This is a genomic window from Sphingosinicellaceae bacterium, assembly GCA_019285715.1.
Lineage (GTDB): Bacteria > Pseudomonadota > Alphaproteobacteria > Sphingomonadales > Sphingomonadaceae > Glacieibacterium.
Genome location: CP079108.1, coordinates 1327648 through 1340440 on the forward strand (window position 1 = coordinate 1327648; position 12793 = coordinate 1340440).

The following is a 12793-nucleotide window of genomic DNA, read 5'->3' on the forward strand; positions in this document are numbered from 1 at the left end:
CGACGATCTAGTAGCCTGTGCAGGTTATTCCGCAGTCGAAATGCAGAATGTCGCGGTGACAAATCCACTGCCAATTTAGCGCAGCGAGCGAGGACCGGCGGTCTTCGACGCATAGATTTTTATTTGTACGCTAACGAACTAAGTTTCTCAAGTTTCTTTGCGTTGGTATGAAACTCTTTCGTGACACCCGCGTTTTAACTCTTGGTTAACCTCATCCAGCAGGAAAATATTTGCGGGGAGTTGGGCTGGGCGCTGGGTCGCGCAACGCGTTGAGGGAGGTGCAGGCATGATTGCCGGTCCAATCGGGGGAACACGCCATGACTACAGTTCGGAGGCGTCGTGAACGTCGCGCTCCTGCATCGGGAGCGATCCTTTCGCGGACGCTCGGATGCGAGGTCGCCGGTCGCGCTTAATCGTCTGCAACGGCTCCTCGGCCTGGCTGACGACGCGCACGACGATCTGGTCCGCTTGTGCGAGGACGCCGTGGTTCACGTCGGTGCCCGCTCGATCATCGCCGACGAGGGCGAGCCGCAGTCGCAAGCGTATCTGATCCTCGAGGGGTGGGCCTGTCGCTGCCGCTTCGTCGACAGCAACCGTCGGCAGATCACGTCGCTGCTTCTGCCGGGCGATTTCAGCAATCCCGAACTCGACCTCGATCCGAGGCTGGGCATCGACCACATGGTCTGTTCGCTGACGCCTTTGATCTATGCAGCGGTCGACACCGATGAACTCGCAGCGGTCGTGGCGCGCTCGCCAGGGCTGGCGCTGGCCTTGCAGCTACAGCGGCGTCGCGAGCAGTCGATCCAGCGTGAATGGGCGGTCAGTCTCGGCCGGCGCAGCGCCTGCGAGCGTGTCGCCCACCTGATCTGCGAGCTACACCGCCGGCTCGACTGCGACCCGTCGAAGCGGAGCCTGACGATCGACATGCCGTTGTTGCAGGCCGATCTGGCCGACGCGGTCGGCCTGACCCCGATCCACGTCAACCGGATGCTCCAGCAACTGCGGGCGCTGGGCCTGATCAAGTCGAGCCACAACCACATCACGATCAGCGATCTCGCGGGTTTGCAACGCCTTGCGTGCTTCGACGAGACCTATCTCCGCCTCGCCGGGGTCGCCTAGACGGCGAGCCCCGGCCGCCGGTCCGACCACGGCATCTCCTTCTCCAGCTGCCCGGCAAGGCGGAACAGCGTCGCCTCGTCGCCGTAGCGCGCGGTCAGCATCATCCCGATCGGCAGGCCCTCGGCGCTCTCCGCCAGCGGCAGCGACACCGAGGGCTGGCCGGTGAAGTTGAACATCGCGGTGTACGGGTAGAGCGCCGCCTGCCGCTTGTTGATCTCGCCGGGATGCACGGTCCGGGGGTCGCTGAAGCCGATCGGTGGCGGCGGCGCGGTCATCACCGGGCACAGGTAGACGTCGAACGCCTCGAACCGGCTGACAATGCCGCGCGCCAGCATGCGCAACTCCTGCAGCGCCCAGAACGCCTGCTCGCCGGTGACGCCGCGCGAGCCCTGCAGCGCCGCCCAGGTCAGCGGCTCGAGCTCGTCCTCGCGAGGCTCGCGACCGACCTCGTCGATCACGCGCTTCATGCCCGCGGCGAAGTTGGCCCCGGAGACCGCGGCGCGAACCTGATACAGTTTGCGGTAGTCTACCCCGAGGCCCTCGGGCCGCACCTCGTGGCCGAGCGCTGCGAGCGTCGCCGCGGTCGCCTCCAAAGCGGCCTGGACCTGCGGGTCGATCGGCTCGCCGCGCGGGGTCTCGGCGGACCATGCGATGCGGAGGCAGCCCGGCGAGCGCGACACTTCGTCGAGGTAAGCTCCGGCCTTGGGGGGCAGGGCGTAGGGCGAGCCGGGCTCCGGAATGCCGGTCGCGTCGAGCATCGCGGCGCTGTCACGGACGCTGCGGCTGACGACGTGGTCGACGCAGAAGCCCATCGCATAGTCGAAACCGTCGGGCAGGTTGGGGACCCGGTCGCGGGTCGGCTTCATGCCCACCAGCCCGCAGCACGCCGCCGGTATGCGGATCGACCCAAGCCCGTCCGATGCATGCGCCAGCGGCACCAAGCCCGCCGCGACCGCCGCCGCCGACCCGCCCGACGAGCCGCCGGCGATGTGCGCGGGGTTCCAAGGGTTGCGCGTCGGTCCGAACAGCGCGGTCTCGACATTGCCGACGATACCGAACTCCGACGACGCGCCGCGCCCGAGCAGGACGACGCCAGACTCGCGGTAGCGGCGGGTCAGCCCAGTATCCTCGCGGTCGACGACGCCCTCGCAGAATTTGCTGCCGCTGGTCCGCGGCCAGCCTGCCACACCAATGCCGAAGTCCTTGACCAGAAACGGTATTCCGGCGAACGCCCCGGCGGGCAGGGGGCCTGCTGCGGCCGCGCGCGCCTCGTCGAAGGCCCGGTAGACGACGGCGTTGAGCTGGGGGTTAAGCGCCTCGATCCGGGCGATCGCTGCGTCGACCAGCTCGACCGGAGTGACCTCGCCGCCGCGGACCAGCGCCGCCAGCGCCAGCCCGTCGTGGTCGGCATACTCGGTGAACATCGGGTGCTCCCTTCGGTTCAGGTCACGTCGCGAGGTCGCCCTTCAGCAGCCGGGCCGCATGCCGGAACATGGCGTCGGCCGGGATGCGCGGCTCCTCGTACAACATCTCGTCGGTCGCAAAGCCCAATTCCACGGATAAGCGCAAACGTTGCCACAATTCGTCCCGGTCGACGCCAGGCATGTAGCGGACGTAGGCGGCCACCAGCAGGTCGGTAACGTGGCGATGGGACTCGACCCTGACGTGCACGAGCCGCGGCGAGGCATGGAGCGCGCGCAGGATCCACACCGCGCCGGGCTCGCTGGCGGTCACTGCCGCATTCTCGCGCAGCAGGTCCTCGATGCCGTCGCGCAAAGCGTCGATGCCGTGATGCTGCGTCCGCTCCAGCCACGCCTCGAGGGCAAGGTTCTGCCGCGCCATCAGCCGGTGCGCGAGGGCCTCGATGACGGCGTGCTTGTCGCTGAAATAGCGGTACAGCGCCGGCGGCGTCAGCCCGGCGCGCGCGCAGATCAGGTTGGTCGAGATGCGGTCGATCCCGACCTCCGCGAGCAGTTCGCCGGCGACGTTGAGCAACAGTTCGCGCGTCTGGACGGCGCGCTCCTGCTTCGGGAGTGAGCGCAAGCCGCTGGTTGCCGTCATGGCAGCGCTGGCGCGGCCGGCCTCCGGCTCGTTGCCGCCGCGAAGGCGCCGACCGCAAGCACCAGCGAGGTCGCGCCGAACCACAGCACAGGTGCGACGTTGGTATCGGTGACGAGGAAGGACGCGGCCAGTGGCCCGAGGCTAGCGCCGACGAGCTGCGCGCCACCGATCAGCACTGCGGCGCGGCGGCTCGGGTCGGCGGCGATGACCAGCGGCACCATGAAGGGCATCGCGAAAAGCCACAACAGCCCGAAGATCGCGGTGGCGCCGACGAATGCCGTCGCCGACGACGCGAGGCCCATGACCGCGAGCAATGCGAGGTTGGCCGCGGCGACCAGTATGACGACGAGCAGCGCCGGAATGCGTTCGGCCAGCACCGTCGCGAAACCGACGCCGACGACCTGCATGCCCAGGGACAGCGGCGTGACCACCGCGAGAGTCGCAGCATCGATGCCGCGCTCGAGGCCCAGGGGTTCGACGTAGACCCAGACCGCGATGATGAAGCCAAGGTAGAGCAGCACCCCTGCCAACGCGACGAGGCCGCGCGCCGGGGGCAGGCCGCTGGTCTCGTGCCCGGTTTCGATGGGCTGGTAACGCTCCGGCAGCCACGGTAGCGCCGCCAGCCCGAGCAAGGTGAACAGCCCCAGCCCGGCAAAGCCGCCGGTCGATCCGAGGCTGGGGATGACATACAGCCCGAGCAACGTCGCCAGGCCGAGTTGCGCCAGGGTCTGGACGAGCAGGTAGATGCCCGACCACCGCGCCGGCTCGATGCTCCGCACGATCAGTCCGATCGCGATCCAGGTCAGTACGCCCTCCGCGACGCCGGTCACGGCGCGGACCACGAGCAGAAGCCAGCCACCGACGCTCGGCGTGATCAGGTCGAGCGCCGCGGTCAGGATGATCGCCACCGCCGCGATCAGCCGCAGCCGCGTCACCGGCAAAACGAAGCTGGAAGCCCCGGCGGCGATGCCCATCGTCAGCAGCTCGACCGTCGCCAGCAAGCCGAGGGCGCTCGCGGTCAGCCGGCCGTCGTGGGCGAGTGCGCCGAGCAGTTGCGGCTGCAGCCCCGGGACCATCATGCCGACGGTCCCGACCGCCACGACCGCGATGATCGCCGCCGGCCGGAAGCCTGCCTCGTTATCGTTCAGCAGGCCCGGATCGTTCAACGGGCGCGGCCGCGGGCGCTGACCGACCACATCTCGACCAAGGTATCACCCCGGACGACGTGGTAGGTGTCGTACAGGTTCACCGTCGGGTCGCAGTGCGGGACGGTCAGGCTGACCGGGTCGCCGGGGTGCATGCGCTCGCCGATGCCTTCGCCGATCAGCGCGGCGTGCTCGTCGCCCATGAAGAAGAATTTGGTGTCGGTCGGGGCACCGCGCTGGACGGTGGCGACGCCGCCGTCGGTCGACAGCGACTTGAACCCGGCGTCGATGGTGACGAGCCCGGCGTGGTTGGCGCTGACCACCCGCGCATCGACCGACAGCGCGGTCTCGAACGGCGACGCGGGCCCATCGGCGAGATCGCAGTCGAGGTACTGCTGGTCCATGAACACGTACGATCCGGCCTGCAGTTCGGTGAACACGCCGAGGTCGAGGTCGATGCGGTGGGTACCAGTGCCCGACCCGGTGACGATCTCCGGCGCGAACCCGGCCTCGGCCAGCGCCGCGATGACGGTCTGCAGGTAGCGCGTGCGGTCCTCGATCGCGCCGCGACGGCTGTCGTACTTCTCGATGTGCTGCTGCTGGCCGCAATAATATTGAACGCCGCGGTAGCGGAGATTGCGCAACTCGGCGATCGCCTGCGCCAGCGCGACGGCAGCCTCCGCGGAGGCGACGCCGGTGCGCATGATGCCCGGGTCGATGTCGATGACGACGTCGAGCGTGGTGCCGGCTGCGGCAAGCGCGTGGTCGATCGCTGCCGCCACTGCCGGGTTGTCGACGGTCGCCATCAGCCCGGTCGCTGTCCCCGCCAGCGCCGCCAGCCGGACGATCGCGGCCGGGGCCGCCACCGGCGAGGTGATCAGCAGGCCGCCGATGCCGCCGTCGGCCAACACCTCCGCCTCGCCGATCTTGGCGCAGCATAGGCCGACCGCCCCGGCCGCGATCTGGCGCTTGCCGATGTCGACGCTCTTGTGGGTCTTGGCGTGAGGGCGAAGCCCGACATTGTGCTTCGCTGCTAGGCCCGCCAGCGTCGCGATGTTTCGGTCGAGCGCCTCGACATCGAGGACTAGCACAGGCGTGTTGAGCGCCGCTCGCGATCCCTGCTGGTTGATCAGGCCGGCGTGCAACTCGCGATCGTTCATCAAATCGAGCCCATCAGGAAAACAGCGCGGCGAGGTGCGCATTCAGGAACTTGCCCGCCGGGTCGACGCCGCGCCGGACCTCGCGGTAGCGCTCCGCCATCGGGTACAGCGCATCGACGTCGGCGCGGTTGAGGGTGTGGCGCTTGGCCCAGTGCGGGCGGCCGCCATGGCTGCGGAACACCTGCTCGGCATCGGCGAACAGCGTCTGCCACGGCATCGGCGCGTACTGGTGCATCGAGATCGAGGCCACCGGCCCGTCGTTCATCGGGCTCATCCAGATGTCATCGGCGGCGACGGTGCGGAACTCGAACGGGAAAGACACCGGCAGGCGGTTCTTGCGGATCCAGCCCACGACCTCGTCGAGCGCCTCAAGCCCGACGGCGCGCGGCATCTCGTACTCCATCTCCTCGAAGCGCGTGTTGCGCTCCGAAGGGAAAACCGTGTGCGCCGGGCCACGCCGCTTGCCGCTCATCGGGCCGCGCATCATCAGCCGCTGTAGCGTCGGGATCAGGAACGGCACCGCCGCGCCGACGCCGAGGAGCCGGCGGAAGGTCGCCTCCTCGAGGTCGGTCGAGGTTGGCGGCGGCCCGCACGGCTCGTGGAAGTCGAGGGTCTTCAGGATCACGAAGTCGGTGTGCGGGAAGAACCAGAACTCGACATGGCGGTGCTGGTCGACGAGGTCGTCGAAGCTCTCGCGGATTTCCGCCCACGGTTTCTTCTCGATGCGCTCCGACAGGTGGAACGCCGGCACGACCGCGACGTCGATCTCGGTGGCGACCCCAAACATGCCGAGCGACAGGCGCGCCGCCTCGAACAGGTCGGGGTTCTCCGTCCTGTCGCACCAGACGATGCTGCCATCGCCGGTGACGAGGCGGAAGCCACGCGCGAAGGTGGCGAGCGAGCCGAGGTCGCGCCCGGTGCCGTGGGTCCCGGTCGCCATCGCGCCGGCGAGCGACTGCGGGTTGACGTCGCCCTGGTTGGCGAGCGCCAGCCCCTCGTCCCACAGCGCCGCGGTCAGGCGCTTGAGGCTCCAGCCAGCGGGCGCCCGGACGCTGTTCCGGTCATCGGCGACGACCAATGATCCCGCCATGTCCTCGAGGTTCACGATGAGGTCGTCGGATGCGCACAGCGGCATGAACGAGTGCCCGGCCCCGGTGGCGCGGACCTGTCCGGCGGCAGCGATTGCCTCGGCGAGTTCGCCCTCTGTGCGCGGGCGCAGCACGGCGCGGGGCAGGGCGCGGACACTGCCGGACCAGTTGCTCCAGCCGGCCAGCGCGGCCGCGGGTTCGATCAATGTTGCCATGCCTAGTAGCGTAGGCCGATCTCGACCCCGAAGAAGCGGGGCTTATCGACGCGCACATAAGGCGTTCCGAAGATATCGGCCGAGATCGTGTTGAGCGTCCGCAGCCGCTGATCGTTGAACAAATTCTCGGTATAGAGCGACAGCGACAGGTGGTCGCCCGGCAGACGCCAGCCGATCTTGGCGTTGACGACGTTCTCAGGCGACCGCAGCTTCTTCAGCTTCGAGAAGTCGACCACCGCCGCAATCGACGCGTCGCTGTCGCGGACAGCATCGTTGATCCGGACCCGCGACGTATAGCTGTAGCTGGCGTCGGCGAAGATGGTGCCGTGCTCGCCGATCTCGTGGGCGTAATGCGCGCTCAGCACGCCGCGGAACGACGGCTCGCCGGTCGGCTGGTGTGAGATGTCGATGTCACGCTCGACGCGGGTCACCCACTTCGAATCGATCGCGCCCGCCGTCGCCGATAGGGTCAGGGCACGGGTCACCACGAACTGGGTCTCGAGGTCGAGGCCGTAGGCGCGCGAGTCTCCGGAGCGGGTGATGTACTGCGGCAACTCGCTGCCGGCGACCGACTCGAGGCTGATCGACTGGCGGTTCCTGTACTTGAAGTAATAGCCGGCGGCGTTGAAGCGCAGCCGCCGGTCGAACAGCTCGGTCTTGAAGCCGCCCTCGAAGTTCCAGACGTTCTCGGGCTTGAAGAAGGAGTTGATCTCGGTGCTGTTGTAGCCGCCTGCCTTGTAGCCGCGGGTCGCCGACGCATAGAGCAACTTGTCGTCGTCGAGCTGATACTGGACGACGAAGCGCGGGCTCACGTCGTTGAACTTCTCGTGCCGGGTGAACGGAACGCCCTCGAGTGCGCCCTCGTCGAAGATCAGGCCGTTCGCGCCGACTGTGGCGCGGAAGAAGTCGGCGGCGCTGATCGACGCGTCGGCAGGGAATGCGTCAGCGCCCAGGATGGCGTTGTAGAGCGCGCCGGGCGCGGCGACCGCCTCCAGCCCGGGGGAGATGAACCCGCCGTTTTCCCAGGTGAATTTCTTGTCGTCGTGGGTGTAGCGCAGGCCGGCGATGACGCTGAACTTGTCGGTGACGTGGTACGTCGCGTCGGCGAAGGCGGCGTAGCTTTCGTTGGCGGCGCGATTGTTCATGTCCTCGCGGAACGGCAGCCCGAACACCGGCAGGCCGACGCTGTCGAGGATGGTGAAGATCGGGAATGGCTGTCCCTGAGCGGTAGTCACCGCATTGACGAGCCGATCGACCGAATCCGTCAGCAACGTCGCCGCACTCGTCTGGCGGGCGCGCTCATGGAAATAGCTTACGCCGGCGATCAAGTTGAGCTTGTCGCTGTCGTATCCGAGGCGGAGCTCCTGGTAGAAGCTCTTGTTGTGCTCGATGTTCTCGGTGTCGAAATACCGCGTCGGGTCACCGGTGCCGTCCTCGTCCTCGCGATTGTGCGTCGCGAACTTCTTGTAGGCGGTGATGCTGGTCAGGGAGACCTTGCCGATGTCCTGCCGGATGGTCAGCGACACATCGTTCAGGATGCGCGTCTCCTTGTTGCCGATGACGTCGTTGGTGAACGGCTTGAACGGGTCCTGGTTTAGCGCGAAGACGCTGACGCCCACCGATGCCGGGCCGTCCTTGTTGGTGTCGTCGTGGTCGTAGGCGAGGACGACGTCGGTCGACGGTGACGGGGCCCAGCGCAGCGCCGCGCGGCCCGACCAGTTGTGTTCGCGCTCGCGGTCCTCGCCGGTGACGGCATCGTGGAGATAGCCGTCGCGCCGGTTGAAGACGCCGTTGGCGCGGAAATACAGCGTGTCGCTGAGCGGCACGTTGATCGTCGCGTCGGCGCGGGTCTTGCTGTAGTTGCCGAGCTGCACCGTGGCGAACGCCTCGAGCTTGTCGACCGGCTTGTTGGTGATGATCGAGATCGCGCCCGCCGACGTGTTGCGGCCGAACAACGTGCCCTGCGGGCCCTTCAGCACCTCGACCCGCTCGACGTCGTTGAAGAACACCAGCGAGCCGCCGGACCGCGCCGAGTAGACACCGTCGATGAAGATGCCGACCGAGGGCTCGGTGCCGATGCCGAAGTCGTCGGTGGAGACGCCGCGGATCGTGTACGACGGCTGGGTCACCGAGGTGTCGTTGATGCTGAGCCCCGGGGTGAACTTGTCGAGGTCGCCGATGCTCTCGGCGCTCAACGCGGCGATCGCCTGGGCGTTGAAGGCGTTGATGCTGATCGGCACGTCCTGTCGGGACTGCTCGCGCTTCTGCGCGGTGACGACGATGTCGTCGAGGACGAGGCCATTCGATGTCGCGGTCTGGGAAGAGGGCGGCGTTCCAGCCTGGCCGCGGTCAGGCGCAGCATCGGCGGCGATCTGCGCACCCGCCGGCTGAGCGACCGCGAGCACTGCGCTCGCCACGACGATGGCCCAATCCCGTTCGTTCATCTGAAACCCCCCATGACGTAGCCGAAATTGATGTCATGGATGTTTCATAGTCAAGACTATCTTTGTGACCCTCGGTGCTTTGTTTGTACGCTATGTCTATCGGGTTGCGCTTGTCTTGGGTGCCGGTCGATGCGCAGTGGCTGGATGCCCGCAACCCAGCCCCCGACCCTGCACGCGTTCCTGAAGCGCGAGACCCGCGACCTCCACGACCGCGTCGAGACCGGCTTCGACCTGACCGGGCGGGTGCGGAGCCTGGACGGCTACCGCGGTGCGCTGCTTGCCTTGCACCACCTGCACGGCGTCGCCGGCGCGGCGCTCGACGCGGTCGACTGGCGGGGCGAGGCGGTCGACACCGACCGCATGGCGACGCGGCGCGGCTGGCTGGCGGACGACCTCCGCGCGCTGGGCTACGACGTCCCGCCGCCGTCGTCGCAGCGTCTCGACCTCGACGGCCCGGTGGAGGCGCTCGGCTGCCTGTACGTGCTCGAGGGCTCGATGCTCGGCGGGCGGGTGATCTACCGGACCATCGGCAGCGCGCTCGGCATCGGCAGCGCCAACGGCGGGCGCTATTTCTGCGGCTTCGGGTCGGGCACCGCCGGCGCGTGGTCGGAGTTCGTCACGGTGCTCGACACGCACGCGGTGGCCGCTGACGGCGCGGCGGCACTGCGCGGGGCGCGCAAGACCTTCGCGCTGTTCGAGGCCCCCGCGCTTACTTGAGCAGCACGGCGGCTTTTGCCAGCGTCATGTAGACCCCCCAGGCGATCGGGATACCGACCGCCGCCCATGCCAGCAGCGCCGTCGTCGTCAGGCCCTCGGTCGTGCCGGTGGCCGCCGCGGCAACGCCCGGTGCACCGACGACGGCGGGCTCCTCGGCGGGCATATGGAAACGCTCGGCGACCGGCTTGACCAGCAGGTTGGCGACGAACCCGACAACCAGCATGCCCGCGAGGATCAGGTAGATCGGCTGGTACAACTGGTCGCGCGGCACGTCCGCGGCGATCCGCGCGTCCCGCATGTAGGCGACCACCAGCGGCCCGAGGATGCCCGCGGTCGACCATGCGGTCAGCAGCCGGCCGTGGATCGCGCCGACGTACTTGGTCCCGAAGATGTCGGCGAGATAGGCCGGCACGGTCGCGAAGCCGCCGCCGTACATCGAGGCGATGATGCAGAAGGTCAGGATGAACAGGCCGATGGTCCCGCCCGCCAGCGCCGGCGCGGCGACGCCGTAGAGCACCGCCCCGAGCGCCAGGATCACCGCGTACAACCGTTTGCGCCCGAGCCGGTCGGACAGCGACGCCCAGAAGAAGCGCCCGCCGATGTTGAACAGGCTGATCATCCCGACGAAGCCCGCGCCGACCGCGGCGGCAGCTTTCTTCTGGTCATCGTCGAAGGCGGTGAACAGCACGCTCGGCGCATCGATCAGCCGGCCGCCAAAGATCTCCTGCAACATCGGCGAGGCGACCCCGATGATGCCGATCGAGGCCGAGACGTTGAGCAGGAGGACCAGCCAGATCAGCCAGAACTGGGGCGTCCGGTGGGCGTCCTTCAGGTCGACGTTGAAGCGGCTCATCAGCTTCGCGGTGGTTGCCGGCGGGGTCCAGCCGGCGGGGGCCCAGCCCTCGGGCGGGACGCGGTAGCCGAGCGCGCCCGCCATCATGAAGACGAAATAGCCTGCCGCGAGCACCAGGAAGGTCTGCCAGACGCCGACGCCGGTGGCGCTGGCGAAGTGTTTCATCAGGATGTCGGCGAGCGGGCTGCCGATCATCGCGCCGCCGCCGAAGCCCATGATCGCCATGCCGGTCGCCATGCCGCGGCGGTCGGGGAACCACTTGATCAGCGTCGACACCGGCGAGATGTAGCCGAGGCCCAGCCCGATGCCGCCGATCAGCCCGGAGCCGAGCCAGACCAGCCACAACTGGTGGATCGACACGCCGATCGCCGAGATGCCCATGCCGCCGGCCCAGCAGAACGCCGCGACGACGCCGGCCTTGCGGGGGCCGGCGCGCTCCAGCCAGCCGCCCCACAAGGCCGCTGACGCGCCGAGCACGACGAAGAACAGGGTGTAGGTCCACACCAGGTCGCTGACCCGCCAGTCGCAGGTCGTCGTGGTGATCGCCTGCGCCAGCGTCATCGCCTTGCAGACGACCGGGTCCGAGATGCCGATGGCGCGCGACAGCGGCAGCCAGAACACGCTGAAACCATAGGCCATGCCGATGCACAGGTGGATCGCCAGCGCGCACGGCGGCACCAGCCAGCGGTTGAACCCCACGCCCGCCACCGTCCCGGCGCGGTCGAGAAAGCCCGAAGGCACGAGTGCTGCGTCGGTGGCCATGCGAATCCCCTGGTTTGCCCCGGCGCGCCTGACGGCCGGCGGGGCTCCGGACCCTTGCCGGGTCGCTCGAGCGCCACAGTAGCGAGCGCGCCTCGTTTTCCAACAGCGAACTCGGTCGCACCGTCACCGCCGGACGACACCGCCGGAACGACAAGTGTTGCGGCCCGGGCGTCAGCCTGCGAAGGTCGCCGGCAGCGGCCGTATCGGCCGAGGAGCACCGCGCATGTCCATCGCCCGAAGCGCGCGCATCGCCGCCGCCAAGTCCGGGTTCCGGCGCCTGATCGTCTATCTCGCGATCGCCGGGGTCGGCATGGTGATCGCGTCGACGCTGTACCTGGCGTCTTATGGACTGGCGACGCCAGGCGTCGTCGTTGTCGTCGGTATCGCGGAGATGCTCGCGGTCCTGCTCGGCGGCGGCCTGATGGCGATGGGTTTCTACAGCTCGGACAGCGGGCTCGACGAGACTGTCGCCGGCGCGGCAACGACCAAGAAACGCCGCAAGCGTTGAAGCCGGGAGGAAGCGCCTGATGGCGACGCCGTCGTTCGAAGCCGTGATCTGGGATTTCGGCGGGGTCATCACCAGCTCGCCGTTCGAGGCGTTCACCCGCTTCGAGACCGAGCGCGGCCTGCCGACCGACTTCATCCGGCGGATCAACGCGACCGACGGCGATCGCAACGCCTGGGCGCAGCTCGAGCGCGCCGAGATCGGGGCCGATGACTTCGACGCGCTGTTCGCCTCAGAGGCAAAGGCAGCCGGCTTCGATGTCCGCGGTGCCGAGGTGCTGGCGCTGCTCGCCGGCGCGATCCGCCCGCGGATGGTCGAGGCGCTGGCGCGGTGCCGGTCGGCCGGGCTGAAACTCGGCTGCATCACCAACAACGCCAAGGTCGGGCGCGGCTCCGGCATGGTCGACGACGAGGCCAAGTCGGATGCCGTCGCCGCCGTCATGGCGAAGTTCGACCATGTCATCGAGAGCTCGAAGATCGGCCTGCGCAAGCCCGATCCGCGCATCTATCAGCTGATGTGCGAGCAACTGGGCGTCGCGCCCGCGACCTGCGTCTACCTCGACGACCTCGGCATCAACTGCAAGCCGGCAGCGGCGCTCGGCATGACCGCGATCAAGGTCAGCGGCGAAGCCCAGGCGCTCGACGACCTCGGGCGGATCCTCGGCATCGCGTTCGACTGAGCGGGCGACGGGGCTGGCGACTGGGCCGAGGCCGCCGCTCGCGAC

General features: G+C 68.4%; 11 protein-coding genes. 4 read left to right on the forward strand and 7 right to left on the reverse strand.

Going from position 1 to position 12793, the window contains the following annotated elements; translation table 11 throughout:
- The first annotated feature begins 339 nt into the window (after positions 1-339).
- The gene (locus KX816_06150; GenBank protein QXQ07598.1) at positions 340-1119 is read left to right on the forward strand and encodes a Crp/Fnr family transcriptional regulator; all 780 of its coding nucleotides are present in this window, start codon (positions 340-342) and stop codon (positions 1117-1119) included.
- On the opposite strand, the gene KX816_06155 is transcribed toward KX816_06150, so the two are convergent.
- The 6 genes from KX816_06155 to KX816_06180 are packed head-to-tail and all read right to left on the reverse strand — an operon-like array spanning position 1116 to position 9232.
- Positions 1116-2543, reverse strand: coding sequence for an amidase (locus KX816_06155; GenBank protein ID QXQ07599.1), 1428 nt, complete (start codon positions 2541-2543; stop codon positions 1116-1118). The two genes, KX816_06150 and KX816_06155, sit on opposite strands and share 4 nt — an antisense overlap.
- A gap of 22 nt (positions 2544-2565) precedes the next feature.
- Entirely contained in the window at positions 2566-3180 is a 615-nt protein-coding gene (locus tag KX816_06160; GenBank protein QXQ07600.1) for a TetR/AcrR family transcriptional regulator, read from the reverse strand.
- The gene (locus tag KX816_06165) at positions 3177-4346 is read right to left on the reverse strand and encodes a hypothetical protein (protein QXQ07601.1); all 1170 of its coding nucleotides are present in this window, start codon (positions 4344-4346) and stop codon (positions 3177-3179) included. The genes KX816_06160 and KX816_06165 overlap by 4 nt, the downstream gene beginning before the upstream one ends.
- Positions 4343-5488 carry a DSD1 family PLP-dependent enzyme gene (locus KX816_06170; GenBank protein QXQ07602.1) on the reverse strand — a complete coding sequence of 382 codons (1146 nt, stop codon included), beginning with the start codon at positions 5486-5488 and terminating at the stop codon, positions 4343-4345. Before KX816_06170 ends, KX816_06165 begins: the two co-directional genes overlap by 4 nt.
- Positions 5489-5498: 10 nt before the next feature.
- Entirely contained in the window at positions 5499-6788 is a 1290-nt protein-coding gene (locus tag KX816_06175) for an FAD-binding protein (GenBank protein QXQ07603.1), read from the reverse strand.
- A 2-nt stretch (positions 6789-6790) separates the two neighbouring features.
- On the reverse strand, positions 6791-9232 hold the full coding sequence (locus KX816_06180) for a TonB-dependent receptor (GenBank protein ID QXQ07604.1): 2442 nt from the start codon (positions 9230-9232) through the stop codon (positions 6791-6793).
- Between the two features lie 129 nt (positions 9233-9361).
- Here KX816_06180 and KX816_06185 point away from each other — a divergent pair, with 129 nt between their 5' ends.
- Positions 9362-9949 carry a biliverdin-producing heme oxygenase gene (locus tag KX816_06185; GenBank protein QXQ07605.1) on the forward strand — a complete coding sequence of 196 codons (588 nt, stop codon included), beginning with the start codon at positions 9362-9364 and terminating at the stop codon, positions 9947-9949.
- Here KX816_06185 and KX816_06190 read toward each other — a convergent pair.
- On the reverse strand, positions 9942-11564 hold the full coding sequence (locus KX816_06190) for an OFA family MFS transporter (protein ID QXQ07606.1): 1623 nt from the start codon (positions 11562-11564) through the stop codon (positions 9942-9944). The genes KX816_06185 and KX816_06190 overlap by 8 nt on opposite strands.
- Before the next feature lie 223 nt (positions 11565-11787).
- On the opposite strand from KX816_06190, the gene KX816_06195 reads away from it, so the two are divergent.
- Together KX816_06195 and KX816_06200 are read left to right on the forward strand one after the other, a co-directional pair.
- On the forward strand, positions 11788-12072 hold the full coding sequence (locus KX816_06195) for a hypothetical protein (protein ID QXQ07607.1): 285 nt from the start codon (positions 11788-11790) through the stop codon (positions 12070-12072).
- Between the two features lie 19 nt (positions 12073-12091).
- A complete protein-coding gene (locus KX816_06200; protein ID QXQ07608.1) occupies positions 12092-12748 on the forward strand; it encodes an HAD-IA family hydrolase in 657 nt (218 codons plus the stop codon).
- The last annotated feature ends 45 nt before the right edge of the window (positions 12749-12793 follow it).

Coding starts and splice junctions, on each gene's coding strand:
- KX816_06195 (QXQ07607.1), top strand. CDS start 11,788: ATGTCCATCGCCCGAAGCGCGCGCATCGCCGCCGCCAAGTCCGGGTTC.
- KX816_06185 (QXQ07605.1), top strand. CDS start 9,362: ATGCGCAGTGGCTGGATGCCCGCAACCCAGCCCCCGACCCTGCACGCG.
- KX816_06155 (QXQ07599.1), bottom strand. CDS start 2,543: ATGTTCACCGAGTATGCCGACCACGACGGGCTGGCGCTGGCGGCGCTG.
- KX816_06180 (QXQ07604.1), bottom strand. CDS start 9,232: ATGAACGAACGGGATTGGGCCATCGTCGTGGCGAGCGCAGTGCTCGCG.
- KX816_06190 (QXQ07606.1), bottom strand. CDS start 11,564: ATGGCCACCGACGCAGCACTCGTGCCTTCGGGCTTTCTCGACCGCGCC.
- KX816_06175 (QXQ07603.1), bottom strand. CDS start 6,788: ATGGCAACATTGATCGAACCCGCGGCCGCGCTGGCCGGCTGGAGCAAC.
- KX816_06160 (QXQ07600.1), bottom strand. CDS start 3,180: ATGACGGCAACCAGCGGCTTGCGCTCACTCCCGAAGCAGGAGCGCGCC.
- KX816_06200 (QXQ07608.1), top strand. CDS start 12,092: ATGGCGACGCCGTCGTTCGAAGCCGTGATCTGGGATTTCGGCGGGGTC.